Source organism: Streptomyces sp. M41 (genome assembly GCF_043673425.1).
GTDB lineage: Bacteria > Actinomycetota > Actinomycetes > Streptomycetales > Streptomycetaceae > Streptomyces.
In genome coordinates this window covers 152,037-177,392 of the sequence record NZ_JBIMKE010000007.1, presented here as the reverse complement: position 1 = coordinate 177,392, position 25,356 = coordinate 152,037, and the positions used below count along the sequence as shown (strand labels likewise).

Sequence of the window (25,356 nt, the reverse complement as noted above, 5' to 3'; positions counted from 1 at the left end):
GGGTCATCCCTCCTGTCGTCCGTGCGCCGCGACCACCAGCTGGCCGAGGGCCAAACCGCCGTCGTTCGGCGGTACTTCGCCGTGCCGCAGGACCGCGAAGCCGTCGTCGGCCAGCAGCCGCGCGCACTCCTCCTCCAGCAGCGCGTTGGCGAAGACCCCGCCGCTGAGGGCGACGGTGGTCAGGCCGGTGTCCCGGCGCGCGGTCCGGCAGATCTCCCCGACGGCCCGCGCCACACCCCGGTGGAAGCGGGCGGCGAGCACGCCGGCCGGAGTACCGCGCCGCAGATCGGCGACCAGCGCGCCGAGCACCGGAGCCGGATCGAACGCGCCGGCGACGAGCCCGAAGTCGTACGCCGAGGTGTCCGCGGCCCAGGCCGACGAGGCCGCCGCCTCCAGTTCCAGGGCCGCCTGCGCCTCGTACTCCGCGCGGTGGCACACACCCACGAGGGAGGACACGGCGTCGAAGAGCCGGCCCATGCTGGAGGTCGCCACCGTCGCCACACCGCGCGTCAACTGGCGTTCCAGCAACAGGAGTTCCTCGGGTGCGCAGGCGGCGACGCAGGGCAGGTCCGGGTCCCAGCGCATGCCCGCCGCCCACAGCCGGGCCAGCGCCAGCCGGCAGGGGTTGGCGACCCCCGCGTCGCCGCCGGGGAGCGGGGCGGGCGTCAGATGGCCGAAGCGCCGAAAGCCGGTGTAGTCGGCGAGCAGGATCTCGCCGCCCCAGACGGTGCCGTCGTCGCCGTAGCCGGTGCCGTCGAACGCGACGCCGATCACGGGAGCGGTGCCGTCCAGGCCGTGCTCGGCCATCGCCGAGGCGATGTGCGCGTGATGGTGCTGGACGAGGACGGGCGTGCGGTGGGGCAGGCCGACCGCACGTCTGCGGGCCCACCGTGCCGAGTGGTAGCCCGGATGCCGGTCCGCGGCGACGAGCTCCGGGCCGACCCCGGTCAGGCGCCGCATCTGCGCCTCCGCCCGCCGCGCCGCCTCCAGCGTGGTCAGGTCACCCATGTCACCGATGTGCGGCCCGAACCACGCCTGGTCGCCCTCGCCGACGCACAGCGCGTTCTTCAGGTCGCCGCCCACCGCGAGCGCCGGCCGCACCGCCATCGGCAGCCGCAGCGGCCGGGGCACATAGCCGCGCGAGCGGCGCAGCACCTGCTCGGTGCCGTCCGCACGTACCCGCAGCAGGGAGTCGTCGCAGGGCGAGGCGATGACCCGGTCGTGCGCGAGCCACGCGTCGGCCAGCCCGGCCAGCCGGACCAGGGCCTCGTCGTCGTCGGTGACGATCGGCTCCCCCGAGCGGTTGCCGCTCGTCATGACCAGCACCCGCGGACCCGGCGGATCGCCGGGCAGCCCGAACAGCAGGGTGTGCACGGGGGTGTACGGCAGCATCACCCCGAGGTGCGGGCTGCCGGGACAGACGCCGGGGGCGAGCACATCGTGCCGTGCGTCGCGGCTCAGCAGGACGATGGGGCGCCGCGGACTCGTCAGGGCGGCCTGTTCGGCCGGGGAGGGCGCGGCGATCCGCCGTACCGTGTCGAGGTCCGCGCACATCACCGCGAACGGCTTGCCGCCGCGGGCCTTGCGGGTGCGCAGGGTGCCGACGGCCCGCGCGTCGGTGGCGTCGCACGCCAGGTGGTAGCCGCCGAGCCCCTTGACGGCGACGATCCGCCCGGCGGTGAGCAGCGCCCGGGCCGTGGCCAAAGCGTCGGCGTTGCGGGCCGGGCGGACGGAGCTGCCGGCGGCGGGCACCAGCCGCAGCCGGGGGCCGCAGTCGGGGCAGGCCACGGGCTGGGCGTGGAAGCGGCGGTCACCGGGATCGCCGTACTCCCGGGCGCAGGCAGGACACATCGGGAAGCCGGTCATGGTGGTGACCGCCCGGTCGTACGGCATCCCGGTGGCGATGGTGAAGCGGGGCCCGCAGTGGGTGCAGGTGACGAACGGGTGCCGATGGCGTCGGTCGGCCGGATCGGCCAGTTCCCGCAGACAGTCGGCGCAGGTCGCGGTGTCCGGCGGGAGGAGCGTGCGGCCGGGCGAGCGGTCGGTGGAACGGATGCTGAAGACGTCGTCGGCGCCGCTGACGGGAAGGTCCTCGAAGCCGACCGCGGTGACGGAGGCCAGCGCCGGCGGTTCCGTGGCCAGCCGCGCGCAGAAGCGTGCGACCTCGTCCGGCGGGCCCTGGACCTCGATGAGCACGCCGCTCGCCGTGTTGCTCACAAAACCGGCCAGCGCATGGTCGGTGGCCAGGCGGTGCACGAACGGGCGGAACCCCACACCCTGCACCGTGCCGCGCACGGTGACCCGGCGGCGCACCGCCCGGGCGACCGGCGCGGTCACGAGACGGGGCTCGCCGCGTGGACGTGGCCGTGCGGGTGGGGGGCGAGCGGAGGCCGATGCACGGGGCCTCCGTCCCGGGCGGCGAGTACCCGCTCCAGCAGCGTGTCGACGCCGTCGCCGTCGCGGGCGCAGGAACGCAGCACCTCCACGCCGGGGTTCACGCGCCGCACGTTGGCGTCGAAGGCCGCCGCGTCGAAACCGGCGGGGCCGGCCAGATCGGTCTTCGTCAGGACGACCAGATGGGCGGAGCCGAACGCCGTCGGGTACTTCAGCGGCTTGTCCTCGCCCTCGGTGACCGCCATGAGCACGATCCGCAGACTCTCGCCGAGGTCGTAGGAGGCCGGGCAGACGAGATTGCCGACGTTCTCCACGAACAGCAGCGTGGTGTCCTCGGGCAGCCAGCTCTCCACATGACCGCGCAGCTGCCGGGCCTCCAGATGGCACAGCCCGTCGGTCAGCAGCTGTTTGACCGGTGCCCCCGAACGGGCGAGCCGGTGGGCGTCGTTGTCGGTCGCCAGGTCCGCGGTGAGGGCGGCCACCGGGATGCCCCGATCCACCGCACGGGCCAGCACGCGCCCGAGCAATTCGGTCTTGCCGCTGCCCGGGCTGGACAGCAGATTGACCACGGCGACCCCGCGCCGGGCCAGTTCCTCGCGCAGGCCCGCGGCCAGGCCGTCGTTCCTTGCCAGGACGGCCTGAGTGACCTCGTCCACGGACTCGCACATGTCCCTGCTCCTCGCGGTCGGTGTGGTGCGGACCTGGCTGCCGGTCCGCTATCGATCCTGAGTGCCGCTGCCGACCGTGCGCCGGACCCCGGCCGGGGACAGGGCGGCGTTTTCGTCCGGGCGGCGCAACGCGGGAGTGGCCGCCGGGTCCGCCAGCAGCGCCGGGACGACGTGGTGCAGGGCGGCGACGGCCCGCTCCACCGCCTCGCGCACCGTCGCGCTCATGCCCGGGGCGATGTCCTCGTCCCCGCGGGGCAGCACCTCGGGCTCGCAGGCGAGGACGAGGACCCGGGGGAGCGGTTCGTCGCCCAGATGCGCGGCCAGGGCCAGGACCTTCGCCGGATCCATGCCGTGCGCCTCGGGCGGGCAGCCCCCCGAGGCGCGGTCGGGAAGATCCGGCTCGATCAGCGAGAGGGTGCCGGGCCGGTGGCCCCGCACCGCCGCGTCGATCAGCAGGGCCGTGTCGTAGCCGGCGAGGAGTTCGTAGGCGAGGTCCATCCCCCGGATCCCGAAGTCCCGCACCCGCACCTGCGTGGGCAGCGGGCGCCGGTCAAGGGCGCGGACGACCTCGGGACCGAAGGCGTCGTCGGCGAGGAAGATGTTGCCGACGCCCGCCACCAGCAGCCGAGCCCCCATCAGGCGCCCCCGACGGCCAGCGGGTCGGCGGACCCGCCCGGCTGCTTGCGGACGAACGCCGAGCGCAGGGCGTGGTACGGGGCGTGCGGGTCGAAGAAGATCGCGCGCATACGGGACAGTTCGTCGCGCCGGTACTCGCCGAGCGGGTTGCGTTCCTCGCTGGCGCGGCGGACCGCGGCCTTCGCGGCGACGCGGCGTGCGACGTCCGGCTCCCCGGCGAGCGCCGCCGCCAGATGCTCGACCTCGCTGCTGAACTCCTGCGCCGACACATGCACCAGACGGTCCACCAGCCCGATCTCCAGGGCTCCCGCGGAACTCACCGGCAGCGCCCGGCCCACCAGCCGCTGCGCCGTCTCGGCTCCCACGCGACGGGGCAGCGTGTACGTCCAGAACTCCGAGCCATACAGCCCCATCCTGCGGTAGTGCGGGTTGAGGACGGCGCCCGAGCGGCACCAGACCTCGTCGGCGGCCAGGGCGAGCATCATCCCGCCGGCCGCCGCGTTGCCGCCCAGCGCCGCCACCACGAGCCGGTCGGTGGTGCGCAGCACGGCCTCGACGAGGTCGTCCATGGCGTTGATGTTGGCCCAGGACTCCCCGGCCGGGTCGGCCGCCGCTTCGATGACGTTCAGATGGATGCCGTTGGAGAAGAAGTCGCGGCATCCGCCGAGCACCAGCACCCGGGTGGGCCGGGTGAGGGCGTACCGGTAGGCGGCGAGCAGCCGGCGGCAGTGGCTGGTGCTCATCGCCCCGCCCGGGAACGAGAAGGCCAGGAAGCCGACATCGCCCTGCTGCCGGTAGCGGATGTCGGTCCAGGTGCGCCGGCCGGGCGCCAGTTCGAGGGGCGCGGCGACCTCCGGGAGCCGCAGCGCCGCCGCTCGCGGCAAGGACTCCAGCACGGAGGCCGCCGGGCGGCGGAACGGCGCCGGGTTGCCGGAGCTCTTGCGGGGGCGCAGCTCCGGGATCCACACGGCGCCGTCCACCGTGGCCCGGCAGATCGCGCCGGCGCGGGTGGCGAGGAGTTCTCCGGGGCGACCGCGCAGCCGGTCCTCGGGGTGCCCGCCGTGCAGGAACATCTCCTGCCCGAAGAGCTCGTCCAGCACTCCCGGCTGCGAGTCGGCGCCCCGGAGTTTGCGCAGCACCGTCGCGGTGCTGTCGTCGTCCCAGTCGATCCGCCGCTGCTCCTGGCGCATGAAGTCCCGCCACAGCACGCGGATCGTGGGGTCGCTCTGGGCCTGCGGCTTGAACGATCCTTCGGCGAACCGCCGTACGGCCAGCAGCACGGCGGCGCAGGCGGCGTCGGACACCTCGCCGCGGTACAGGTCGCTCTTGCCGACCGGCGGCACCGGGAAGGTCCGGGCGGCCCACACGTCCCCCGCGTCCATGGCCGCCTGGGCCTGGAGCACCGTCACGCCCCAGTGGGAGGCGTCCTCGGCGATCGCCCAGTCCAGGGACGACGGGCCGCGGTCACCGGGCGGTCCCGGATGTACGACGAGGCAGGTGTGCTCCCGCCAGACGTCCTCCGGCAGTGCCGTCTTGAGCATGGGAGCGATGATCAGCTCCGGTCGGGACGCGTGTACGGCCGCCCGGACGGCATCGGCGCCGTGCGAGGCGAGCACGACGTCCACCCGGTGCCCTTGGTCCGACAGTTCCGCGTACACGCGCTGGGACAGGCTGTTGAACGCGCTGGCGACGAGCAAGATCTCCATGACGGGGATGTTCGCCCGTTTACCCAGGGGTGCGAAGGACCACCGCGGCGTTTCGCCGACCACTTGGCATCTCTTCCGCCAATCGGATTGCCTGCATGGTGGTCGGAAGCCTTGGCCGGACGTCCTACGCGCTGTGCATGATCTGGATCAGGTTGCCGCAGGTGTCGTCCAGAATGGCGGTGCTGACCGAGCCCATCTCCAGCGGCTCCTGGGTGAAGTACACGCCCAGCCCGCGCAGCCGGTCGAACTCCGCCCGCACGTCGTCCACGGCGAACGACGCGGCCGGGATGCCGTCCTGGACCAGCGCCGTCTTGTACGGCTGCACCGCGGGATGCCCGGAGGGTTCGAGCAGCAGCTCGGTCCCGTCGGGGTCCTCCGGCGAGACCACGGTCAGCCACCGGTCCGTGCCGACCGGGACGTCGTGCTTCTTCACGAAGCCCAGCACCTCGGTGTAGAAGGCCAGCGCCTTGTCCTGGTCGTCGACGAAGACGCTGGTGATGTGGATCCTCATGGGGTGTTCTCCGGTGCGTCGGGCTTGAGCCAGCGGGTGACGATGCGCTCAAGCGGTGCGGTGGTGAGGTCGTGGAACTTGTAGCGGCCCTCGCGCCGGGTCCGGACCAGGCCCGCGGCCTCCAGTACGGCGAGGTGCTGGCTGATCGCCTGGCGGGACGATCCCAGTCCGTGCTTGGTCGTCAGGCGCGCGCAGATCTCGAACAGTGTCTGACCGTTGCGCTCCGTCAGCTCGTCGAGGATCTTTCTGCGGGTCGGGTCGGCCAGGGCCTTGAAGATGTCGTCCGGCACACCCCCACCATAGGCAAGTGACGGCTTGCCTATCAAGTGCCCCCCGGCTTCGCCCGCCGGGCAGGCCGCCGGCCGCGATGTGAGACTGCTGCACGACGCACCCGAACCGCGCCCCACGGTCCCGACGAGAGGAGACGAGGTGTGGTGACCGCAGAGTCCGGTGACGGCCCGCTGGAGGAGTTCCTCGCCGATCCGGGCACCGCGGCACTGGACCTCTCCGCCGCGGTGGCCCGCTGCACCAAGGCCCTCGGACTCCAGCACGCCGTGGTCTACCTCGCCGATCTGCAACAGCGGCACCTGGTCCCGCTGACCGACGTGGCCCCGGCACTGCCCGTCGACGACTCGCTCGCCGGCTGGACCTACCGCACCCAGGCCCTGCGCGTCGAGGAGTCCGAGGCCGGCGGCATGACCGCTTGGCTCCCCCTGCTGGATGGCGCGGAGCGGCTCGGCGTGCTCGCGGTGCACTCCCAGTCCCTGACGCCCCTGTCGTTGCGCCGCGGCCGTACCCTCGCCGCCTTGCTGGCCATGATGATCACGTCCAAGCGGGCGTACAAGGAGTCCTTCGTACGGCGGACCCGCACCGAACCCATGCGCCTGCCCGCCGAGATGCTGCGCGCCTTCCTGCCGCCCCGCACGATCGGCACCGCCCACGTGGTCTCCACGGCCGTCCTGGAACCCGCCTACGAACTGGGCGGCGACGCCTTCGACCACTGCCTCACCGAGACCACGCTGCACGCCGCCGTCCTCGACGCCATGGGCCACGACCTCGCCTCGGGCCTGACCACCGCGGTGTCGCTGGCCGCCTGCCGCAACGCCCGGCGCACCGGGGCCGACCTGCCCGAACTGGTGCAGAGCGTGGACGAGGCGCTGGCGCGGTGGCTCCCCGACCAGTTCTGCACGGGTGTCCTCACCCAGCTGGACCTGGTGAGCGGAGTGCTGCGCTGGACCAACTGCGGGCATCCCGCGCCGCTGCTCATCCGGGATCAGCGACTCGTCGTCGACGCCCTGGAGCGGGAGGCCGATCCGCCGATGGGGCTGCCCTCCGTGCTCGCCGGACGCCGCCGGCAGACGCACGAGGTCGCCCTTCAGCCCGGCGACCAGGTGCTGCTCTACACGGACGGGGTCACCGAGTCCCGGACCCGGGACGGCGGGCTGCTGGGACTTGATCACTTCACCGACTACATCATCCGGGCCAGCGCCGCGGGCGAGCTGGCGCCGGAGACCCTGCGGCGGCTGATCCACTCGATCCTGGACTCCCAGCCCGGCAGCCTCCGCGACGACGCGACGATGCTGCTGTTCGAGTGGTGGCCACCGGCACGGTGAGCATCGGGCGGTGACCACCGGCGCGGTGACCCCCCGGTGCGGCAGCCGGCCCGCTTTCGACCGGCCGCTCGCTTTCGCGGGGGTGAAGGCGGCGCGACCATCCGGACGCCGCCCGCGCGGCGTGCGGTTCGCCCGGGACGCGGATGGTGTGCCCTGAAGACCAGGCAGCCACCCGTGCGAAGGAGACAACACCATGCTCGGTCAATCGCAGGCGTTCAGCGGCTTCTCGGTCGACGATCTCGACGCGGCCCGTCGGTTCTACGGCGAGGTCCTCGGTCTGGAGGTGGCGGAGACGGGGGAGGGGGAGATGCGGATGCTGACCCTCCGGCTCGGCGGCGGGGCGAGCGTCTTCGTCTACCCCAAGGAGCAGCACACCGCCGCGACGTTCACGATCCTCAACTTCCCCGTCGACGACATCGAGGCCGCCGTCGCCGAACTCGAGCGGCGTGGCGTGACCCTGGTGCGCTACCCCGGGTTCGATCACGACGACAAGGGCATCGTCCGCGTCGGCAACGGGGGCCCGGCGGCGATCGCCTGGTTCACCGACCCGGCGGGCAACGTCCTCGCCGTCCTCCAGGAGAACTGACCGGCCCGGCCCGGCTACCCGGCCCCGTACACCGGCTGCGGCGGCTCGGCCTCCGCCAGCAGCTTCAGCGCCGTGGCGCCCGCCTCGGCCGGGCTCCAGCGGGCGTTCTTGTCGGCGGTGGGGCCGGGCCGCCAGCCCTCCATGACGGTGATCCGGCCGCCCTCGGCCTCGAAGACCCGCCCGGTCACACCGGCCGAAGCGGTGGCGCCGAGCCAGACGACGAGCGGGGAGACGTTCTCGGGGGCCATGGCGTCGAAGGTGCCGTCCCCGGGAGCCGCCATCGTGTCGGAGAAGGTCCGCTCGGTCATCCGGGTGCGCGCCGCCGGGGCGATGGCGTTGACCTGGACGCCGTAGCGCCGCATCTCGGCGGCGGCGACCAGCGTCAGACCGATGATGCCTGCCTTGGCGGCGGAGTAGTTGCCCTGTCCGACGCTGCCGAGGAGTCCGGCCCCGGAGCTGGTGTTGATCACCCGCGCCTCGGGCGTGCGGCCCGCCTTCGCCTCGGCCCGCCAGTGCGCGGCGGCATGCCTCAACGCCAGGAAATGCCCCTTGAGGTGGACCCGCATGACGGCGTCCCAGTCGTCGTCGCCGAGGTTGACCAGCATGCGGTCGCGCAGGAACCCGGCGTTGTTGACGAGCGTGTCGAGGCGTCCGTACGCGTCCAGGGCGGCGCGCACGAGGGAGGCGGCGCCGTCGGCCGAGGCGATGTCGCCGGTGTGGGCGAGGGCGGTCCCGCCGCGGGCCCGGATCTCCTCGGCGACCTGTTGCGCGGGACCGGTGGCTTCCCCGGTGCCGTCGAGGCCGACTCCGAGATCGTTGACGACGACCTTCGCGCCCTCGGCGGCGAAGGCGAGGGCGTGCGCGCGGCCGAGCCCGCGGCCCGCTCCGGTGACGGCGACGACGCGGTCGGTGCACAGTCCGCTCATGAAGGCGAAGTCCCTTCCGTGGTGGGGCACTTGGTGGCGGTGGCCGCGTCCAGAAAGGCCGGCCGCTCCCCGCCGCCGTGCACGAGGAGGCTGGCTCCGCTGATGTAGGCGGCCCGGTCGGAGGCGAGGAAGACGCAGGCGTCGCCGACGTCCGACGGTTCGGCGAGGCGGCCGAGCGGCACGGTGCGGCCGACGGCAGCGACGCCCTCCTCGTCGCCGTAGTGCAGATGGGACAGTTCGGTGCGGACCATGCCGAGGACGAGGGTGTTCACCCGGATCCGCGGGGCCCATTCGACGGCCATCGACCGGGCCAGGCTCTCCACCCCGGCCTTGGCGGCACCGTACGCCGCCGAGCCGGGGGAGGGGCGGGCGCCGCTCACACTGCCGATCATCACGATCGACCCGCCGCCCGGCTGACGGCACATCACCTCGTACGCGGCGAGCGACGCGGTCAGCGGCACCAGCAGGTTCAACTCCACCACCCGGACATGCCGTTCGGCCCCGCCCTCGTCGAGCATGCGGTACGGGGTGCCGCCGGCGTTGTTGACCAGCGTGTCCAGGCGGCCGTACTCCTCCCGGATCCGCTCGAAGAAGGCGACGGTCGCCGCCCGGTCGCGCAGGTCGACCGGCAGGAAGCGGGCCGTGCGACCACCCGCCTCGACCGGTGTGTGCGGGGCGCGGCGTGCGCAGACGACGACCTCGGCGCCGGCCGCCAGCAGGGCGCGGGAGATGCCCGCGCCGACGCCTCGGGTGCCGCCGGTGACGACGGCGACGGACCCCGACAGATCGATGACCGATGCCAAGGGAGACCTCCCGCGGGGCGTGGACCGCTGCTACTTTTGCCTAACAAACGTTTGGTGGAAAGGTAGCTGATCCGCTCATGGGTGTCTCCACCTCCGCCCCGGAAGAGGGCGTCTCCGTCGTCACCGTGGACTTTCCGCCCGTCAACGCCCTTCCCGTGCAAGGGTGGTACGACCTGGCCGCGGCGGTACGCGCCGCCGGGGCCGACCCCGAGGTGCGCTGCGTGGTGCTGGCCGCGGCCGGACGCGGCTTCAACGCCGGTGTCGACATCAAGGAGTTGCAGCGCAGCGCGGACAACACGGCCCTCATCGGCGTCAACCGCGGCTGCTTCGAGGCGTTCGCCGCCGTCTACGACTGCGAGGTCCCGGTGGTCGCGGCCGTGCACGGATTCTGTGTGGGCGGCGGCATCGGCCTGGCCGGCAACGCGGACGCGATCGTGGCGAGCGACGACGCGACCTTCGGGCTGCCCGAGCTCGACCGGGGTGCGCTCGGCGCGGCCACCCATCTGGCCCGTCTCGTCCCTCAGCATCTGATGCGGACCCTGTACTACACCTCGCGCACGGTCACCGCCGCGGAGCTGCACCGGCACGGGTCGGTGTGGCGGGTGGTGCGGCGCGAGGAACTCCGTTCGGCCGCCTTGGAGTTGGCCCGCGAGATCGCCGCCAAGGACGGCTCGCTGATCCGCCTCGCCAAGGCCGCCATCAACGGCATCGACCCCGTCGACGTCCGCCGCAGCTACCGCTTCGAGCAGGGCTTCACCTTCGAGGCGAACCTCAGCGGCGTCGCCGACCGGATACGCGACACCTTCGGCACCTCCGGCACCTCCTCGGGGAAGGAGCAGCGGGCGTGAGCAGGGACAAGACCATGACCGCCGAACAGGTCGTCGGCCGCCTCGGCAGCGGCATGACGCTCGGCATCGGCGGCTGGGGATCACGACGCAAACCCATGGCACTGGTGCGCGCACTGCTGCGCTCCGACATCACGGACCTCACCGTCGTCTCGTACGGCGGCCCGGACGTCGGCCTGCTCGCCGCCGCCGGGAAGATCCGCAAGCTGGTCGCGGCGTTCGCGACCCTGGACTCCATCCCCCTGGAACCGCATTTCACGGCGGCCCGGCAGCAAGGCGCCCTGGAACTGGTCGAACTGGACGAGGCCATGCTCATGGGGGGCCTGACCGCCGCGGCGCATCGCTTGCCCTTCCTGCCCATGCGCGCCGGTCTCGGTTCGGACGTGATGCGGGTCAACCCGCACCTGCGCACAGTGACTTCGCCGTACGCCGACGGCGAGGAACTCGTCGCGGTCCCCGCCCTGCGGCTCGACGCGGCGCTGGTGCACCTCAACCGCGCGGACCCGCACGGCAACGCCCAGTACCTGGGCGCCGACCCCTACTTCGACGACCTCTTCTGCCAGGCCGCCGACGCCGCCTACGTCTCCTGCGAACGGATCGTGGACACGGCGGACCTGCTCAAGGACGCCGGCCCGCAGACCCTCCTGGTCAAACGGCCCTTCGTGACCGGCGTGGTGGAGACACCCAACGGCGCGCACTTCACCTCCTGCGCCCCCGACCACGACCGCGACGAGCCCTTCCAGCGCGCCTACGCCCAGGCCGCCCGCGACCCGGAGACCTGGCGGGCCTTCGCCGAGCGCTTCCTGTCGGGGGACGAGGACGCGTACCAGGCGGCGGTGGCGGCCTTCCACAAGGCCGGAGCCGAGAAGAAGGCCGGAGCCGAGAAGAAGGCCGGAGCCGAGAAGAAGGCCGGAGCCGAGAAGAAGGCCGAAGGCGAGAAGAAAACCGAAGGCGGCTCCGCGAAGCCGTCCGAGAAGCAAGCCGAACGCCGTTCCACGAAGCCGCCCGGGGAGGAAGTCCGATGACGGTGACCCGCGCCGAGTACTGCGTGATCGCCTGCGCCGAAGCCTGGCGGGACGCCGGCGAGGTCCTGGCCGCCCCCATGGGCACCGTCCCGTCGATCGGCGCCCGGTTGGCGAAGCTGACCTTCGCCCCCGACCTGCTCCTGACCGACGGTGAGGCGCTGCTGACCGCCGACGTCGCGGCGCTGGGCACCGAGGCCGAGGTGATCGAGGGCTGGCTGCCCTACCGCCAGCACCTGGCCCTGGTGTCCACGGGGCGGCGGCACGTGATGATGGGCGCCGCCCAGATCGACCGGTACGGCAACCAGAACATCTCCTGCATCGGAGACTGGACCCGGCCGGCCAGGCAGCTGCTGGGCGTGCGCGGCGCTCCCGTCAACACCCTCAACAACCCCACCAGTTACTGGATTCCACGGCATTCCAGGCGGGTCTTCGTCGAGCGCGTGGACATGGTGTGCGGTGTCGGTCACGACCGTGCCGCCGAGGCCGGGCCCGCCGCCACGCGTTACCACCACCTCGCGCAAGTCGTGAGCGACCTGGGCGTGTTCGACTTCACCACACCCGGCCGCACCATGCGGCTGCGTTCCCTGCACCCCGGCGTCACCGTCGAACAGGTCACCGGAGCCACGGTATTCCCGCTGGCGGTCCCGGACGAGGTGCCGTACACCCGCGACCCCACGCCCGCGGAACTACGACTGATCCGTGAGGTCATCGACCCGAAGGGGCTTCGCGAGCGCGAGGTGCCGGCGGCATGAGCGGCCCCGCCATCGACACACCGCTGACGAAGCTGGTCGGGGTACGGTACCCGCTGGTGCAGACGGGCATGGGCTGGGTCGCCGGCCCTCGCCTGGTGTCCGCGACCGCCAACGCCGGTGCCCTCGGCATCCTCGCCTCCGCCACCATGACGGTCCAGCAGCTCCGTTCGGCGGTCCGTGAGGTCAGATCCCGCACGGACGCGCCCTTCGGGGTCAATCTACGGGCGGACGCGGGCGACGCGGCCGAACGGGTCCGGATCATCGTCGACGAGGGCGTGAAGGTCGCCTCCTTCGCGCTCGCGCCCTCGCGGGAGCTGATCGCCCGGCTCAAGGACGCCGGAGTCGTCGTCATCCCGTCCGTCGGCGCGCGACGGCATGCGGAGAAGGTCGCCGCGTGGGGCGTGGACGCGGTGGTGGTGCAGGGCGGCGAGGGCGGCGGGCACACAGGGAGCGTCGCCACCACGGTTCTGCTCCCGCAGGTCGTGGACGCCGTGGACATCCCGGTGATCGCGGCCGGCGGATTCCACGACGGGCGCGGACTGGTCGCGGCACTTGCCTACGGCGCCGCCGGGATCGCGATGGGCACCCGTTTCCTGCTCACCGCCGACAGCACCGTCCCCGACCCGGTCAAGGCCCGCTACCTGGCCGCCGCCGTCCAGGACGTCACCGTCACCACGAAGGTGGACGGCCTGCCGCACCGGATGCTGCGCAGCGAACTCGTCGACACACTGGAGCGCTCCGGCCGCGCCGCGTCCCTGTGGCGGGCGGTCCGGCACGCCGCCGCCTTCCGCCGGGTGAGCGGCATGAGCTGGGCGGCGATGGTCCGTGACGGCCTGGCGATGAAGCACGGAAAGGACCTGACCTGGAGTCAGGTCCTGCTCGCCGCGAACACCCCCATGCTGCTCAGATCGGCCATGGTCGACGGCCGTACCGACCTCGGTGTGATGGCCTCCGGCCAGGTCGCCGGGGTGATCGACGACCTGCCGTCCTGTGCCGAGCTCGTGGACCGGATCATGGCCGAGGCGCAGGGCACGCTGGCGCGGCTGCCCCGTACGGAGTGAGCCGCGCACGGCATGCCGGCGGTTGCCCGTGCGGAGTGAGCCGGGCGGCGGGCCTCGCGTCCGCCGAGGCCCGCCGCCCCCGGCGACGGCGGCCGTCTCTCAGAGCCGCTCGATGATCGTGACGTTGGCCTGGCCGCCGCCCTCGCACATCGTCTGGAGGCCGAAGCGGCCACCGGTGCGCTCCAGTTCGTGCAGCAGCGTGGTCATGAGCCTGGTACCGGTGGCGCCCAGCGGATGCCCGAGGGCGATGGCACCGCCGTTGACGTTGACCTTGCCCGGGTCGGCGCCGGTCTCCTTCAGCCAGGCCAGCACCACGGGGGCGAACGCCTCGTTGATCTCGACCAGGTCGATGTCGTCGAGCGTCATCCCGGACTTCTTCAGCGCGTACGCCGTGGCCGGGATCGGCGCGGTCAGCATCCGGATCGGGTCCTCGCCGCGCACCGAGAGATGATGGACGCGGGCACGCGGGGTCAAGCCGTGCTCCCGTACGGCCCGTTCGCTCGCCAGCAGCATCGCGGAGGCTCCGTCGGAGACCTGTGAGGAGCAGGCGGCGGTGATGCTGCCGCCGTCGATCACCGGCTTCAGCCCGGCCATCTTCGCCAGGCTGGTGTCGCGGCGCGGACCCTCGTCGGTCGTGACGTTCCCGTAGGGCACGGTCTCGCGGTCGAAGCGGCCCTCGTCGATCGCGCTCAGGGCGCGCCGGTGCGAGCGCAGCGCGAACTTCTCCATGTCCGGGCGGGAGATGCCCCACTTCGCGGCGATCATCTCGGCGCCGGCGAACTGATTGACGGACCGGTCGCCGTACCGGGCCCGCCAGCCCTCGGAGCCGGCGAACGGGCCCTGGGTCAGGCCCAGCGGCTCGGCGGCCTGGCGGGTGGCGAAGGCGATCGGGATCATCGACATGTTCTGCACACCGCCCGCCACCACCAGGTCCTGCGTGCCCGACAGCACGGCCTGCGCGGCGAAGTGCACAGCCTGCTGCGAGGAACCGCACTGCCGGTCCACCGTCACCCCCGGCACCTCCTCGGGCAGCCCGGCGGCCAGCCAGCAGGTGCGGGCGATGTCACCGGCCTGCGGACCGACGGCGTCCAGGCAGCCGAACACCACGTCCTCGACGGCTGCCGGATCGGCGCCCGAACGCTCCATCAGCGCCTTGAGCACATGCGCGCCCAGATCGGCGGGATGCACGGCGGACAGCCCGCCGCCTCGCCTGCCGACCGGGGTGCGGACCGCTTCGACGATGTATGCCTCGGCCATGGCCACTCCTCTAAGGGCTTCTCGGGACGGGACGGTCCCCGGAGCGCTCGGGTCATTCGCGCAGCGTGATGCCCTCCAGCACCATCGACAGGTACTGCCGGGCGATCTCCTCCGGGCTGTGCTGTCCGCCCGGCCGGTACCAGGACGCGGCCACCCAGACCGTGTCGCGCAGGAAGCGGTACGTGAGCCGGACGTCGAGGTCGGCGCGGAAGGCCCGCTCGGCCACTCCGCGTTCCAACGTGCCCAGCCACGCCTTCTCGAACTTCACCTGCGACTCCGCGAGATAGGCGAAGCGCGGCTGGGCCTGCAAGTGCTTGGCCTCCTTCTGGTAGATGGCGACGGCGGCGTGATGCCGGTCGATCTCCCGGAAGGACTCGGTCACGAGCGCCTCGACCGTCTCCCTGGGGCCGAGACCGGCGGCGAGCACCGCGTCGTAGCGGGCCCAGAGGCCGCCCAGGAAGCCGGAGAGGATCTCGTCGAGCATCGACTCCTTGGAGTCGAAGTGGTAATAGAGGCTGCCCGCGAGCATCCCCGCCTCGTCCGCGATCCGGCGGACGGTGGTGGCGCGGTAGCCCTGCGCGGCGAACACATCGGCGGCGGTGGCCAAAATCTCCTCGCGTCGCTCGGGCGCGGCGCTCATCGCCGTCTTCTTTCGGTCACTGTTGCTGTTCGGCACCGGGTCATTCTCGCCCTACGCATGCCGGCTGCTGACCGAGACGACCTCGCCGGTCATGTACGACGAGTAGCCGGACGCCAGGAAGACGATCACGTTGGCCACCTCCCACGGCTCGGCGTACCGTCCGAACGCCTCCCGGCCCGTCAGTTCCTCCAGTAGTTCGGGCGTGGTCACCTTCACCAGGTGCGGGTGCATGGCGAGGCTCGGCGCTACAGCGTTGACACGGACCCCGAACTCGGCGGCCTCCAGCGCCGCACACCGGGTGAGCGCCATGACCCCGGCCTTGGCGGCGGCGTAGTGCGCCTGGCCCCGCTGCGCCCGCCAGCCGATCACCGACGCGTTGTTCACGATCACCCCGCCACCCGCACTGCCGGCCTTCATTCGGCGCAGGGCGGCACGGGTGCAGCGGAAGGTGCCGTTCAGGGTGACGTCGAGGACCTTCTCCCACTGCTCGTCCGTCATGTCGACGAGGTCGGCCGTCCCCCCGAGCCCGGCGTTGTTCACCACGACGTCCAGTCGTCCGAACCGCTCCTCGGCGAGGTCGAACAGCGCGGCGACCTGCGCCTCGTCGGTGACGTCGCACGGGAGCGCAGCGACGCGGTCCGCACCGAAGGCGTCGGCCAGCCGCGCCGAGGACTCCTTCAGCCGGCGTGCGTGCGCGTCGGAGACGACGACCCGCGCCCCCTCCTCCAGCAGCCGACGCGCCGTCGCCCCACCGATCCCGGCCCCCGCGGCGGCGGTGACTACGGCGCTACGGCCGCTCAGCAGCTCATGGCCGGGAACGTACGGCGGCGGTGTGGTCGTCACGGACGCGCCTCCTCCATCGGCGGGCCGGGGACCCGCTCGGCGACTCGGGACCGCTCTCGACGGCTGACGCCCCGCCAGTTAATCTACCAAACACTTGTTAGGGAAAGGAGGGGTCGATGTCCACCTCCCGGACGGCACCCGACACCGGCCCGGCCGAGGAGCCGGTGCGCTACGAACGCCGCGGACCCGTCGCCGTGGTCACGATGAACCGCCCCGAGTACCGCAACGCCCAGAACTCGGCCATGACCTACGCCCTGGACCGCGCCTTCTACCGCGCGGCCGACGACGACGCGGTGCGGGTCGTCGTCCTCGCGGGGGAGGGGAGGCACTTCTCGGCGGGGCACGACATCGGCACCCCGCAGCGCGACGCGCATCTGCCGTTCGAGCGCCGGGCCGGGCTGTGGTGGGACCACTCCGACAAGCAGGGCGCGGAGAGCCGCTTCGCCCGCGAGTCCGAGGTCTATCTGGGCATGTGCCGGCGCTGGCGGGAACTGCCCAAGCCGACCGTCGCCGCCGTGCAGGGCGCTTGTGTCGCGGGCGGGCTGATGCTCGCCTGGGTGTGCGATCTGATCGTCGCCTCCGAGGACGCCTTCTTCGCCGACCCGGTGGTCCGCATGGGCATCCCGGGCGTCGAGTACTTCGCCCACCCGTGGGCGATGCCGCCCCGGATCGCCAAGGAGTTCCTCTACACCGGCGACCGTATGACCGCCCGCCGCGCCTACGAGATCGGCATGATCAACCGGGTCGTACCGCGCGCCGAACTCACCGACCGAACCCTGGAGTTGGCCGCCCGGATCGCCGAGATGCCCCGCATGGGGCTGGCCCTGACCAAGCGTGCCGTCAACCAGGCCGAGGACCTCCAGGGCCTGCACGCCGGCCTGGACTCCGTCTTCGGCCTGCACCACCTGGCCCACGCCCACAACGCCGAGACCGCCGCGGACTCCCTCGGCGGCATGGACATCCGGGCGATGAAGAAGGCGGGCTCTTGATGGACCTCTCCTTCTCGCCCGCCGAGGACGCCTTCCGTGCCGAGGCCCGCGCCTGGCTCACCGCCCGGGTGCCCGGCGCCCCGCTGCCCTCCCTGGAGACGGCGGAGGGCTTCGCGGCCCACCGCGCCTGGGAGCGCACGCTGTTCACGGACCGCTGGTCGGTGGTCGCCTGGCCGAAGGAGTACGGCGGCCGGGGCGCCTCGATCCTCGAGTGGCTGATCTTCGAGGAGGAGTACTACGCGGCCGGAGCCCCCGGCCGGGTCAGCCAGAACGGCATCAATCTCCTGGCCCCCACCCTCTTCGAGCACGGCACCCCGGAGCAGCGCGCCCGCGTCCTGCCGCCGATGGCGAGCGGCGAGACCATCTGGGCCCAGGCCTGGTCGGAACCGGAGGCGGGGTCCGACCTCGCGTCCCTGCGCTCGACGGCCCGCCGCACCGACGGCGGCTGGCTGCTCTCCGGTCAGAAGACCTGGTCCTCCCGGGCCGCGTTCGCCGACCGCGCCTTCGGCCTGTTCCGCAGCGACCCGCACACCGCCAAGCCCCACCAGGGCCTGACGTACGTGATGTTCCCGCTGGACGCCGACGGCGTGACCGTACGCCCCATCGGCCGGCTGGACGGCAAACCGGCCTTCGCCGAACTCTTCCTCGATGACGTCCTCGTACCCGACGAGGACGTCATCGGCGAGCCCGGACAGGGCTGGCGGGTCGCGATGAGCACGGCCGGCAACGAACGCGGCCTCACCCTGCGCAGCCCCGGCCGGTTCACGGCCGCGGCCGACCGGCTCACCACGCTGTGGCGCGGCCACGCCGATCCCTCCGACACGGCGCTGCGCGACCGCGTCGCCGACGTGGTGGCCGGCGCCCGCGCCTACCAGCTGTTCACCTACGCGAGCGCCGCACGCCTGGCCGCCGGCGGATCGATCGGAGCGGAGTCGAGCCTGAACAAGGTCTTCTGGTCCGACCTGGACATCGCCCTGCACGAGACCGCCCTGGACCTCCTGGGCCCCTACGGCGAACTCGCCGACGACGCCACCGAGGCGCCTGCGCACGGCAGTTGGGCCGACGGCTACACCTTCTCCCTCGCCGGACCGATCTACGCCGGCACCAACGAGATCCAGCGCGACATCATCGCCGAACGCCTGCTCGGTCTGCCGAAGGGACGCCGGTGATGCGGTTCCTCCTCGACGCCGGACAGCGGGAGTTCGCCCGCTCGCTGGACGGCATGCTGACGGCGGCCCGGACCCCGGCGGCCGTACGCGCCTGGTCGGCCGGCGACCACGGCCCCGGCCGCGCGCTGTGGAGCCGCCTCGCGGAGGCAGGCGTCTTCGCCCTGGCGGTTCCGCAGGAGCACGGCGGCCTGGACCCGCACCCGGTCGAACTGGCCGTCGCCTTCACCCAGTTGGGGAGGCATGCGGTACCGGGACCGCTCGTGGAGACGGTGGCCGCCGCCACGCTGCTCGACCACCTCGACGACAAGACGCTCGCCGCCACCTGGCTGCAGGGCATCGCCTCCGGCAGGACCGCCGCCTCGCTCTGCCTGCTGACGCCCGACAGCCCGTACGCCCTGGACGCGGACGCCGCCGACGCCGTCTTCGTCGTGGCCGAGGACACCGTGGGGCTGGCCGAGTCGGCGGGCCCCGTCCAGCCGTCGGCCGACCCCGCCCGCCGGTTGGCCCGCCCACTGGGCACCGTGGTCCACGCCCGGGGGCCCCAGGTGCGGGCCGCCGCCGAACGCGCCGCCGACCTCGCGGCACTGGCCACCGCCGCCCAGGCCCTGGGGCTCGGCCGGACCCTGCTCGAGCGCACGGTCGACCATGTGAAGCACCGCACCCAGTTCGGGCGTCCGATCGGCTCCTTCCAGGCCGTGCAGCACCGACTGGCGGACGTCCTGATCGCGCTGGAGTTCGCCGAACCGCTCGTGCACGCGGCGGCGGTCGCTCTGGCGGCCGGGCATTGCGACGGCCCCCGCGACCTCGCCGCCGCGAAGCTGGCGGCAGGCGAAGCGGCCTACGGCGCCGCCCGCACGGCCCTGCACTGCCACGGCGCCCTCGGCTACACCGAGGAACTGGACCTGTCCCTGTGGATCCGCAAAGCCCGTGCCCTGCGCACCGCTTGGGGAACCCCGGCGGCGTGCCGCGCCCGGGTCCTCGCGGAGTGATCAGGCAAGCCCGCGGTGCCGCCTCGCGTAGGACCACGTCACCGCCGTCATCAGGGCGGGAACGGCGAAGAGCGGCGCGAAGACGACGGCCCAGACCGTCTGTGCGGTCTCGCTCGACATGTACGTCCGGCTCTCGACGGTGAAGGCGACGACCAGTTGCCACAGCGCGAACGCGATCAGGACGGCCGAGGCGATCCAGGCCAGCCGCGTCAGAGTACGGGGGCGCAGTGGCCGCCATCTGTCGCTGACGAGCAGCAGCGGGAGCAGGGCGGCCAGTTCGGTGAGGACGGAGAGGCCGATGACGTAGGCGATGCCCCAGCCCGGGATGTCGAAGACGTCGCGCAGCACTTGGTCGCTGTAACCCACCGGGACACCGAAGGCCATGGCGAGCCGCCACAGCCCGGACGGCACCGCGCACCACGCGATGGCGTGGGCGGCGCGCCGGGCCCACCTGGGGGCGGGGGCGGCGAGGGGGAGGGGAGCGGTCGCTGTCGTCATGACGTCCATGCTGGCCCCGGGCGGGGCGCTCGCGCCTCGTCCGGCACGGCGGACCCTCTCCACCGCGCGGGGGAGGGGGCGTGCGCCGCAGGGACCATCGGGGGGGACCTGATCCGGCTATGCCAGCAGCCGCTGCCGGATGAGCTCCATGACCTCCTCGCGGCTGCGCGTGCCGTTGTCCGCGGCGTAGAAGTGGTTGCCGATGCGCACCGAGACGGCCAGCAGACAGCGGACTTCGACCTCGTCGTCGTCGGGGCAGAAGGACGAGAACAGCGAACGCAGGTAGTCCATCCGGCGGTTGTCGACCCGGCGCAGCCGCTCGGCGACGGCGGCGTCCCTGCGCGCCCAGTCACGGACCGCGATGTCGGCGCTGACGCCCCGCACCGGGCCCTCGGCGGTGTCGGCGACGAGGCCGAACAGCCGCACGAGCCTGGTCCGTGCGTCCCCTCCGCCGCTCTCCACGTACTCGATCACGCTCTCGGCGACCTCGTGCTCCCAGGTGTCGAGCATCTCCGTGAGCAGCGCCTCACGATTGCGGAAGTACCCGTAGAAACCCCCCTTGCTGACGCCCAGTGACTGCGCCAGCGCCTCGATCCGCACGGCCTCGGGGCCGCCCGCGGCCAGTGCCCGCAGGCCCTCCTCGATCCACTTGCCCCGTGGCGTACGGGTCGCGCCCATGGTGTGTGCCTCCTCACGTCACCCCCGAGTATACGGTGGCGTATAGATGGTCGTATGCTCGTTCTATACGCCACCGTATAGACAGGGGTCTGCTCATGCGACTTCCTCGTGCCGCCCATACCGACCGCCCCTGGCGCATCCATGAGATCGCCTCGGACTTCACGGTCGAGGACGTGTGGGACCTGCCCACCCCCGGCGGTCCGGACGACCTGGTGTGGCTCGTGCGCCAGATCGCCGACGGGATCAGGGGCGGGGTCAACGGAGACGGCTTCGTCTCCCGCGTGCTCTTCTCCGTCCGCTGGAAGCTCGGGGCGCTGCTCGGCTGGGACAAGCCCGGGACGGGCGTGGGAACCCGGCTGCCCTCCCTGCGCGACCGGATGCCGGCCGATCTGCGCGAAGGTCCCCGGGGTCCCGACCTCGGCTCGTCCCCGTTCACGTCCCTGTATCAGCGGGACGACGAGTGGGCCGCCGAGATGGCCAACAGCACCGTGCACGCGGTCATGCACATCGGCTGGGTCCAGGACGACTCCGGCGACTACCGCGGCCGGATGGCCGTCCTGGTCAAGCCCAACGGAGTGCTCGGCACCCTCTACATGGCCGCCATCAAGCCGTTCCGCTACGTCGGGGTGTACCCGGCGCTGCTGCGCTCGATCGGCCGCGAGTGGCAGGCGAACGCCGCCGAGCGCGCCGCCGGGCCAAGGACCGCGGGCTGACGGGGCCCGCCAAGGTGCGCCGGACGGGGGTCGGCGCACACAGGTCTCCTGCCGCGTTCGAGGGGGACGCGGCAGGAGACCTCACCTTCTTGTCCTCTCCGCTCCGTTCGGTTCGTTCTGTTCCGTGCCGTTCACAATGACACCGACCCTGCGCAAGCTGAGCGCGGCGGCCGACTACGCCGTCGACAAGCTCCGGGACGTGGCGCCCACGGTGACCGCCTTCCCGGTCGGCACGAAGTTCGAGAGGTGGACCTACTCGCAGAACGGCGACTGGGTCGGCGGGTTCTGGCCCGGCACCCTGTGGATGGCATGGCTGCACAGCGGGGACGCGACGTTCCGTTCACAGGCACTGGCCTCCGCGCGGAAGCTGGCCCCTCGCCAGTACGACACCACCACGCACGACCTCGGCTTCCTGTTCTACCCGTCCTGGGTCACCGCCTGGCGGCTGACCGGCGACGAGGCGTGGCGGACCGGGGCGCTGCGGGCGGCCGACTCCCTGATCCGGCGGTACAACCCGCGCGGACGGTTCATCAGGGCCTGGGGCGCGCTGGACGATCCGAACAACGCCGGCCGGGTCATCATCGACACGATGATGAACCTCGACCTGCTGTCTTTCGCGAGCGAGCGGACCGGCGACGCGAAGTACCTGGACATCGCCGTCGAACACGCGAAGACGGCGCAGCGGGTCTTCCCACGCCCGGACGGATCGACCCCGCACGTCTACGACTTCGACCCGCAGACCGGCGCACCCCTCGGCCCGGGCACCGTGCAGGGGTACAGCCCCACGTCGTGCTGGTCGCGCGGACAGGCATGGGGGCTGTAGGGCTTCACCACGATGTACCGCAGGACGGGGAACCGGGACTTCCTGACCACCGCCCGCCGACTCGCGGACTACGCCGTCCAGGCGCTCACCCCGGACCACGTCCCGGTGTGGGACTACCGCGCGCCGCAGCAGCCCCACGACATCAAGGACGCGTCGGCCGGGGCGATCATGGCCTGTGGCCTCCTCGACCTGGCCGCCGCCACCGGCCGGCTCGCCTACCGTGAGGTGGCGCTGCGGCTGCTCACCGCACTGTCGCAGACGTGCCTGACGACGAACTCGTCCCGCGCGCAGGCGGTGGTGGCACGCTGCACCCGCAACCGCCCGGCCGAGGACGGCATCGAGATCTCCCTCCCGTACGCCGACTACTACCTGCTGGAGGGCATCCTCCGGGTGCTGCGGCCACAGGACGTCGACCGGGCCATCGACCTCTCCACGGTCTGACCGGCATTTGGAGACCGGAGGGGCTTGTCGACGATGTCAGAGCATGACGTGCTTGACCTGGGTGTAGTCGAGCAGCCCGGTCAGGGAGAGGTCGCTGCCGTAGCCGGAGTGGCCCACGCCGCCGTGCGGCATCTCCGAGACCGTCGTGCCATGGGTGTTGACCCAGACGATGCCGGTGCGCAGCGCGCGGCTGGCCCGCATGGCCCGGTCGTGGTCGCGGGTCCACACACTCGCGGCGAGGCCCTGGGTCACGCCGTTGGCCAGCCGGTATGCCTCGGCCTCGTCGGTGAACGGCTGGACGGTGACGACCGGTCCGAACACCTCGCCCTGCACGATCTCGTCCCCCTGCCGCACCCCGGCGACCACCGTGGCCTGGTGGAAGTAGCCGGGACGGTCCAGGGCGGCCCCGCCCGCCACCACCTCGGCGTGGTCCGGCAGCCGGTCCAGCATGCCGCACACCGTGGCGAGTTGGGCGGAGTTCGCGAGCGGGCCGAAGTCGGCCTGCCCCTCGTCCGGGGAGCCGGGCAGCCGCCTGGCGGCCCGGTCGGCGAACAGGGCCAGGAAACGGTCGTGGATCCGCCGGTCGACGAGGAGCCTGGTCGCGGCCGTGCAGTCCTGGCCGGCGTTGTAGTAGGACAGCGCCGACAACTGCTCGACCGCGTCGTCCAGATCGGCGTCGGCGTGGATCAGCACCGGGGCGTTGCCGCCCAGTTCGAGATGGAGCCGCTTGAGGTCGGCGGCTGCGGCGGTGGCGATCTGCTGCCCGGCGCGGACACTTCCGGTGACGGCGACCAGCCGCACCTGCGGATGGGTGACCAGGGACCGCCCGGTGTCCCGGTCGCCGCACACGACGTTGAGGACACCGGCCGACAGATGCTCGGCCGCCAGCCGGGCCAGCAGCGTGGCCGACGAGGGCGTGGTGTCCGACGGCTTCAGGACGACCGTGTTGCCCGCGGCCAGCGCGGGCGCGATCTTCCAGACGGCCATCATCAGCGGGTAGTTCCACGGTGTGATCTGGGCGCAGACCCCGACCGGCTCGCGCCGCAGTACGGAGGTGCGGCCCGGCGTGTATTCCGCGGCGGCGGCCCCCGGCAGGTTCCGGGCGGCCCCCGCGAAGTACCGCAACACATCCACGATCGCCGGCAGTTCATCGCCCAGGAACAGGGCCCGCGGCTTGCCCGTGTCGGCGACCTCGGCGTCCGCCACCGCGCCGGCCTCCCGCTCCAGTGCGTCGGCGATCCGCAGCAGCGCGGTCTGCCGCTCGGCCGGCGTCGTCACCGCCCAGCCGGCGAACGCCTCCTCGGCCGCCCGGCACGCGGCGTCCACGTCCTCCGGGCCGGAGAGCGGCGCCATGCCGTGCGCCAGGCCGGTGGCGGGGTCGATCAGCCGCAAGGTCGCCCCGGACGCCGCGGGTGTCTCCTTTCCGTCGATGTGATTGAGGACCACGGTGAGGTCGGCGGTGTCAGCCACGGCGCAGCGCCTCCTCGGCGGCGGCGCGGCCCGTGCGGACGGCGCCCTCCATGTATCCGGCGACCCACTGGTCGGAGCCGCAGACGTAGAACGGCGGTTCATGGGTGCCGTGCAGCGGGCCGACCGCCATCACCTCGCCCGGCGGCCACTGGGTGACATAGCCCTGCGTCCACGGATCGGTGCCCCACAGCCGCAGATGGCAGGCGGTCGGGCGCAGTGCCTCGTCGCCGAACATGCCGGCCATCTCGGCGAGCAGTTCGGGCGTGCGAAGCTGGGGCGGGGTGCCCAGCAGCACGCCGTAGCGTTCCGGTGGGACGAGTGCCGACAGCACGCCTTCGTTCTGCGGCCAGGTGCTGCCCAGCACGCCCTCGGTCTCGGACAGGCCGTTCAAGCCGGCGTCCCGCCAGAAAGGGCGGTCGTAGACGGCCGCGAACTTCGCCGCCGTGGCATGGCGCTGGCGGTGCAGGGAGGCCAGCCGGGCCTCGCTGACGCCGGTGACGGCGACATCCCGCAGCGGGCCGACGGGCAGGGCGCTGACCACGGCCGTCGCGGTGAGGACCTCACCGGTGACCAGCCGCACGGTGCAGCGGCCGGGGCGTACGTCCAGGGCGGCGACGGCGGAGCCCAGCCGGATGCGCGGGCCCAGCTCGCGGCCCATGACCTCGGCGAGCGTCGCCGAGCCGTCCGCCAGCCGCAGCCCCTCCCAGTCCTCGTAGTCGTAGTCGCCGCTGCCGGAGCCGGGAACCGCGGCGCTCTTGCGCACCGCCGCCAGCAGGGAGATCCGCTCGTAGGAACCCCCGGCCAGGGCGAGCTGTCCGATGTCCCACAGCCGGACCACGGCGGGCGTGGCCTGCCGGGAGCGCAGCCAGTCGGCCACGGACAGCCGGTCGAGGGCGTCGGCCTCGGGGTGCGACCAGGGATCGTCGGGGTCGACGGTGGCGGCGAGTGCGCTGAACTCGGCGCTCAGGCGCTCGTGCAGGGCCGCGTCACCGGGGCCGAACCAGTGCGGGGGCTCGCCGGCCGAACGGCCCTGAGCGGTGGCCCGGGTCATCCGGCCGGGCTCGGCGACATAGCTGGGGACCAGCTCCAGGCCGAGTTCCTTGGCGAGCTCCAGATAGGAGGTGTGTCCTCGGCCGACGACCTCACCGCCCAGCTGGACGGTACGGCCGTCGGGTGTGCGGGTCTGCTCGACCCGGCCCCCGACCCGGTCCCGGGCCTCCAGGACCAGCACATCGGTGCCGGCGGCGGCCAGGTCCCGGGCGGCGGCGAGCCCCGCCAGCCCGGCACCCAGCACGATCACGTCGTGATGCATGGCTTCGC

26 protein-coding genes and 1 pseudogene are annotated in these 25,356 nt (G+C 72.8%); 12 read left to right on the top strand and 15 right to left on the bottom strand.

The annotated features are described in order from the left end of the window. Window positions 1-3: 3 nt before the first annotated feature. From hypF to ACHBTE_RS12615, 6 genes are all read right to left on the bottom strand, one after another. Window positions 4-2,337: a carbamoyltransferase HypF gene (gene hypF / locus ACHBTE_RS12640; RefSeq protein ID WP_394723817.1), complete on the bottom strand. Its 2,334-nt coding sequence runs from the start codon at window positions 2,335-2,337 to the stop codon at window positions 4-6. Then, window positions 2,334-3,062 carry a hydrogenase nickel incorporation protein HypB gene (gene hypB, locus ACHBTE_RS12635; protein ID WP_394723816.1) on the bottom strand — a complete coding sequence of 243 codons (729 nt, stop codon included), beginning with the start codon at window positions 3,060-3,062 and terminating at the stop codon, window positions 2,334-2,336. Before hypB ends, hypF begins: the two co-directional genes overlap by 4 nt. A gap of 48 nt (window positions 3,063-3,110) precedes the next feature. After that, window positions 3,111-3,698 carry a hydrogenase maturation protease gene (locus ACHBTE_RS12630; RefSeq protein WP_394723815.1) on the bottom strand — a complete coding sequence of 196 codons (588 nt, stop codon included), beginning with the start codon at window positions 3,696-3,698 and terminating at the stop codon, window positions 3,111-3,113. Further along, window positions 3,698-5,404, bottom strand: coding sequence for a hydrogenase maturation protein (locus tag ACHBTE_RS12625; RefSeq protein WP_394723814.1), 1,707 nt, complete (start codon window positions 5,402-5,404; stop codon window positions 3,698-3,700). Before ACHBTE_RS12625 ends, ACHBTE_RS12630 begins: the two co-directional genes overlap by 1 nt. Window positions 5,405-5,528: 124 nt before the next feature. Then, window positions 5,529-5,915, bottom strand: coding sequence for a VOC family protein (locus ACHBTE_RS12620; protein WP_394723813.1), 387 nt, complete (start codon window positions 5,913-5,915; stop codon window positions 5,529-5,531). Next, complete coding sequence (locus tag ACHBTE_RS12615) at window positions 5,912-6,205, bottom strand: ArsR/SmtB family transcription factor (protein ID WP_394723812.1); 294 nt, start codon at window positions 6,203-6,205, stop codon at window positions 5,912-5,914. The genes ACHBTE_RS12620 and ACHBTE_RS12615 overlap by 4 nt, the downstream gene beginning before the upstream one ends. 141 nt (window positions 6,206-6,346) lie before the next feature. On the opposite strand from ACHBTE_RS12615, the gene ACHBTE_RS12610 reads away from it, so the two are divergent. Together ACHBTE_RS12610 and ACHBTE_RS12605 are read left to right on the top strand one after the other, a co-directional pair. Continuing rightward, on the top strand, window positions 6,347-7,528 hold the full coding sequence (locus tag ACHBTE_RS12610) for a PP2C family protein-serine/threonine phosphatase (protein ID WP_394723811.1): 1,182 nt from the start codon (window positions 6,347-6,349) through the stop codon (window positions 7,526-7,528). A 193-nt stretch (window positions 7,529-7,721) separates the two neighbouring features. After that, window positions 7,722-8,114, top strand: coding sequence for a VOC family protein (locus ACHBTE_RS12605; protein WP_394723810.1), 393 nt, complete (start codon window positions 7,722-7,724; stop codon window positions 8,112-8,114). Window positions 8,115-8,128: 14 nt separating this feature from the next. Here ACHBTE_RS12605 and ACHBTE_RS12600 read toward each other — a convergent pair whose 3' ends face one another. Further along, window positions 8,129-9,040, bottom strand: coding sequence for an SDR family oxidoreductase (locus tag ACHBTE_RS12600; RefSeq protein ID WP_394723809.1), 912 nt, complete (start codon window positions 9,038-9,040; stop codon window positions 8,129-8,131). Beyond that, a complete protein-coding gene (locus ACHBTE_RS12595; RefSeq protein ID WP_394723808.1) occupies window positions 9,037-9,843 on the bottom strand; it encodes an SDR family oxidoreductase in 807 nt (268 codons plus the stop codon). The genes ACHBTE_RS12600 and ACHBTE_RS12595 overlap by 4 nt, the downstream gene beginning before the upstream one ends. A gap of 77 nt (window positions 9,844-9,920) precedes the next feature. Between ACHBTE_RS12595 and ACHBTE_RS12590 the strand changes: the two genes are divergently transcribed. The 4 genes and pseudogenes from ACHBTE_RS12590 (at window position 9,921) to ACHBTE_RS12575 (ending at window position 13,526) form a co-directional block, all read left to right on the top strand. Continuing rightward, window positions 9,921-10,691, top strand: coding sequence for an enoyl-CoA hydratase family protein (locus ACHBTE_RS12590; protein WP_394723807.1), 771 nt, complete (start codon window positions 9,921-9,923; stop codon window positions 10,689-10,691). A 14-nt stretch (window positions 10,692-10,705) separates the two neighbouring features. Continuing rightward, window positions 10,706-11,551, top strand: a pseudogene (locus ACHBTE_RS12585) (CoA transferase subunit A); the annotation flags it as partial. Window positions 11,552-11,709: 158 nt separating this feature from the next. Continuing rightward, window positions 11,710-12,465 (top strand): CoA-transferase subunit beta, encoded by a 756-nt coding sequence (locus ACHBTE_RS12580; protein WP_394723806.1) that lies wholly within the window; start codon window positions 11,710-11,712, stop codon window positions 12,463-12,465. Then, window positions 12,462-13,526 (top strand): NAD(P)H-dependent flavin oxidoreductase, encoded by a 1,065-nt coding sequence (locus ACHBTE_RS12575; RefSeq protein ID WP_394723805.1) that lies wholly within the window; start codon window positions 12,462-12,464, stop codon window positions 13,524-13,526. The genes ACHBTE_RS12580 and ACHBTE_RS12575 overlap by 4 nt, the downstream gene beginning before the upstream one ends. A gap of 99 nt (window positions 13,527-13,625) precedes the next feature. On the opposite strand, the gene ACHBTE_RS12570 is transcribed toward ACHBTE_RS12575, so the two are convergent. The 3 genes from ACHBTE_RS12570 to ACHBTE_RS12560 are packed head-to-tail and all read right to left on the bottom strand — an operon-like array spanning window position 13,626 to window position 16,266. After that, window positions 13,626-14,783: an acetyl-CoA C-acetyltransferase gene (locus tag ACHBTE_RS12570; protein ID WP_394723804.1), complete on the bottom strand. Its 1,158-nt coding sequence runs from the start codon at window positions 14,781-14,783 to the stop codon at window positions 13,626-13,628. Window positions 14,784-14,835: 52 nt separating this feature from the next. Then, on the bottom strand, window positions 14,836-15,423 hold the full coding sequence (locus tag ACHBTE_RS12565; RefSeq protein WP_394723803.1) for a TetR/AcrR family transcriptional regulator: 588 nt from the start codon (window positions 15,421-15,423) through the stop codon (window positions 14,836-14,838). 51 nt (window positions 15,424-15,474) lie between these two features. Continuing rightward, complete coding sequence (locus tag ACHBTE_RS12560) at window positions 15,475-16,266, bottom strand: SDR family oxidoreductase (protein ID WP_394723802.1); 792 nt, start codon at window positions 16,264-16,266, stop codon at window positions 15,475-15,477. A gap of 116 nt (window positions 16,267-16,382) precedes the next feature. On the opposite strand from ACHBTE_RS12560, the gene ACHBTE_RS12555 reads away from it, so the two are divergent. From ACHBTE_RS12555 to ACHBTE_RS12545, 3 genes are read left to right on the top strand one after another with little or no spacing between them, the layout of a single operon-like run. After that, window positions 16,383-17,255 carry an enoyl-CoA hydratase gene (locus tag ACHBTE_RS12555; protein ID WP_394723801.1) on the top strand — a complete coding sequence of 291 codons (873 nt, stop codon included), beginning with the start codon at window positions 16,383-16,385 and terminating at the stop codon, window positions 17,253-17,255. Then, complete coding sequence (locus ACHBTE_RS12550; protein WP_394723799.1) at window positions 17,255-18,424, top strand: acyl-CoA dehydrogenase family protein; 1,170 nt, start codon at window positions 17,255-17,257, stop codon at window positions 18,422-18,424. Before ACHBTE_RS12555 ends, ACHBTE_RS12550 begins: the two co-directional genes overlap by 1 nt. After that, window positions 18,424-19,413, top strand: coding sequence for an acyl-CoA dehydrogenase family protein (locus ACHBTE_RS12545; protein WP_394723797.1), 990 nt, complete (start codon window positions 18,424-18,426; stop codon window positions 19,411-19,413). The genes ACHBTE_RS12550 and ACHBTE_RS12545 overlap by 1 nt, the downstream gene beginning before the upstream one ends. Here the strand turns inward: ACHBTE_RS12545 and ACHBTE_RS12540 are convergent, their stop codons facing one another. Both ACHBTE_RS12540 and ACHBTE_RS12535 read right to left on the bottom strand, forming a co-directional pair. Continuing rightward, window positions 19,414-19,920 carry a hypothetical protein gene (locus ACHBTE_RS12540; RefSeq protein ID WP_394723796.1) on the bottom strand — a complete coding sequence of 169 codons (507 nt, stop codon included), beginning with the start codon at window positions 19,918-19,920 and terminating at the stop codon, window positions 19,414-19,416. A 108-nt stretch (window positions 19,921-20,028) separates the two neighbouring features. Next, a complete protein-coding gene (locus ACHBTE_RS12535; RefSeq protein WP_394723794.1) occupies window positions 20,029-20,589 on the bottom strand; it encodes a TetR/AcrR family transcriptional regulator in 561 nt (186 codons plus the stop codon). Window positions 20,590-20,684: 95 nt separating this feature from the next. Here ACHBTE_RS12535 and ACHBTE_RS12530 point away from each other — a divergent pair, with 95 nt between their 5' ends. The 3 genes from ACHBTE_RS12530 to ACHBTE_RS12520 all read left to right on the top strand — a co-directional run bounded on the left by ACHBTE_RS12530 (window position 20,685) and on the right by ACHBTE_RS12520 (window position 22,566). Further along, complete coding sequence (locus ACHBTE_RS12530) at window positions 20,685-21,302, top strand: DUF2867 domain-containing protein (RefSeq protein ID WP_394723792.1); 618 nt, start codon at window positions 20,685-20,687, stop codon at window positions 21,300-21,302. Window positions 21,303-21,426: 124 nt separating this feature from the next. Continuing rightward, window positions 21,427-22,125, top strand: coding sequence for a hypothetical protein (locus ACHBTE_RS12525; protein ID WP_394723790.1), 699 nt, complete (start codon window positions 21,427-21,429; stop codon window positions 22,123-22,125). 12 nt (window positions 22,126-22,137) lie between these two features. Further along, window positions 22,138-22,566, top strand: coding sequence for a hypothetical protein (locus tag ACHBTE_RS12520; protein WP_394723788.1), 429 nt, complete (start codon window positions 22,138-22,140; stop codon window positions 22,564-22,566). Window positions 22,567-22,602: 36 nt separating this feature from the next. Here ACHBTE_RS12520 and ACHBTE_RS12515 read toward each other — a convergent pair whose 3' ends face one another. Both ACHBTE_RS12515 and ACHBTE_RS12510 read right to left on the bottom strand, forming a co-directional pair. Beyond that, window positions 22,603-24,036, bottom strand: coding sequence for an aminobutyraldehyde dehydrogenase (locus ACHBTE_RS12515; RefSeq protein WP_394723787.1), 1,434 nt, complete (start codon window positions 24,034-24,036; stop codon window positions 22,603-22,605). Further along, window positions 24,029-25,348: a flavin monoamine oxidase family protein gene (locus ACHBTE_RS12510; protein ID WP_394723785.1), complete on the bottom strand. Its 1,320-nt coding sequence runs from the start codon at window positions 25,346-25,348 to the stop codon at window positions 24,029-24,031. Before ACHBTE_RS12510 ends, ACHBTE_RS12515 begins: the two co-directional genes overlap by 8 nt. Between the last annotated feature and the right edge of the window lie 8 nt (window positions 25,349-25,356).

Bases quoted from the DNA above. Each gene is read 5' to 3' on its own strand.
- hypB (WP_394723816.1), bottom strand. From the start codon at position 3,062: ATGTGCGAGTCCGTGGACGAGGTCACTCAGGCCGTCCTGGCAAGGAAC.
- ACHBTE_RS12630 (WP_394723815.1), bottom strand. From the start codon at position 3,698: ATGGGGGCTCGGCTGCTGGTGGCGGGCGTCGGCAACATCTTCCTCGCC.
- ACHBTE_RS12625 (WP_394723814.1), bottom strand. From the start codon at position 5,404: ATGGAGATCTTGCTCGTCGCCAGCGCGTTCAACAGCCTGTCCCAGCGC.
- ACHBTE_RS12620 (WP_394723813.1), bottom strand. From the start codon at position 5,915: ATGAGGATCCACATCACCAGCGTCTTCGTCGACGACCAGGACAAGGCG.
- ACHBTE_RS12605 (WP_394723810.1), top strand. From the start codon at position 7,722: ATGCTCGGTCAATCGCAGGCGTTCAGCGGCTTCTCGGTCGACGATCTC.
- ACHBTE_RS12600 (WP_394723809.1), bottom strand. From the start codon at position 9,040: ATGAGCGGACTGTGCACCGACCGCGTCGTCGCCGTCACCGGAGCGGGC.
- ACHBTE_RS12590 (WP_394723807.1), top strand. From the start codon at position 9,921: ATGGGTGTCTCCACCTCCGCCCCGGAAGAGGGCGTCTCCGTCGTCACC.
- ACHBTE_RS12580 (WP_394723806.1), top strand. From the start codon at position 11,710: ATGACGGTGACCCGCGCCGAGTACTGCGTGATCGCCTGCGCCGAAGCC.
- ACHBTE_RS12575 (WP_394723805.1), top strand. From the start codon at position 12,462: ATGAGCGGCCCCGCCATCGACACACCGCTGACGAAGCTGGTCGGGGTA.
- ACHBTE_RS12570 (WP_394723804.1), bottom strand. From the start codon at position 14,783: ATGGCCGAGGCATACATCGTCGAAGCGGTCCGCACCCCGGTCGGCAGG.
- ACHBTE_RS12565 (WP_394723803.1), bottom strand. From the start codon at position 15,423: ATGAGCGCCGCGCCCGAGCGACGCGAGGAGATTTTGGCCACCGCCGCC.
- ACHBTE_RS12555 (WP_394723801.1), top strand. From the start codon at position 16,383: ATGTCCACCTCCCGGACGGCACCCGACACCGGCCCGGCCGAGGAGCCG.
- ACHBTE_RS12550 (WP_394723799.1), top strand. From the start codon at position 17,255: ATGGACCTCTCCTTCTCGCCCGCCGAGGACGCCTTCCGTGCCGAGGCC.
- ACHBTE_RS12545 (WP_394723797.1), top strand. From the start codon at position 18,424: ATGCGGTTCCTCCTCGACGCCGGACAGCGGGAGTTCGCCCGCTCGCTG.
- ACHBTE_RS12540 (WP_394723796.1), bottom strand. From the start codon at position 19,920: ATGGACGTCATGACGACAGCGACCGCTCCCCTCCCCCTCGCCGCCCCC.
- ACHBTE_RS12535 (WP_394723794.1), bottom strand. From the start codon at position 20,589: ATGGGCGCGACCCGTACGCCACGGGGCAAGTGGATCGAGGAGGGCCTG.
- ACHBTE_RS12530 (WP_394723792.1), top strand. From the start codon at position 20,685: ATGCGACTTCCTCGTGCCGCCCATACCGACCGCCCCTGGCGCATCCAT.
- ACHBTE_RS12520 (WP_394723788.1), top strand. From the start codon at position 22,138: ATGTACCGCAGGACGGGGAACCGGGACTTCCTGACCACCGCCCGCCGA.
- ACHBTE_RS12510 (WP_394723785.1), bottom strand. From the start codon at position 25,348: ATGCATCACGACGTGATCGTGCTGGGTGCCGGGCTGGCGGGGCTCGCC.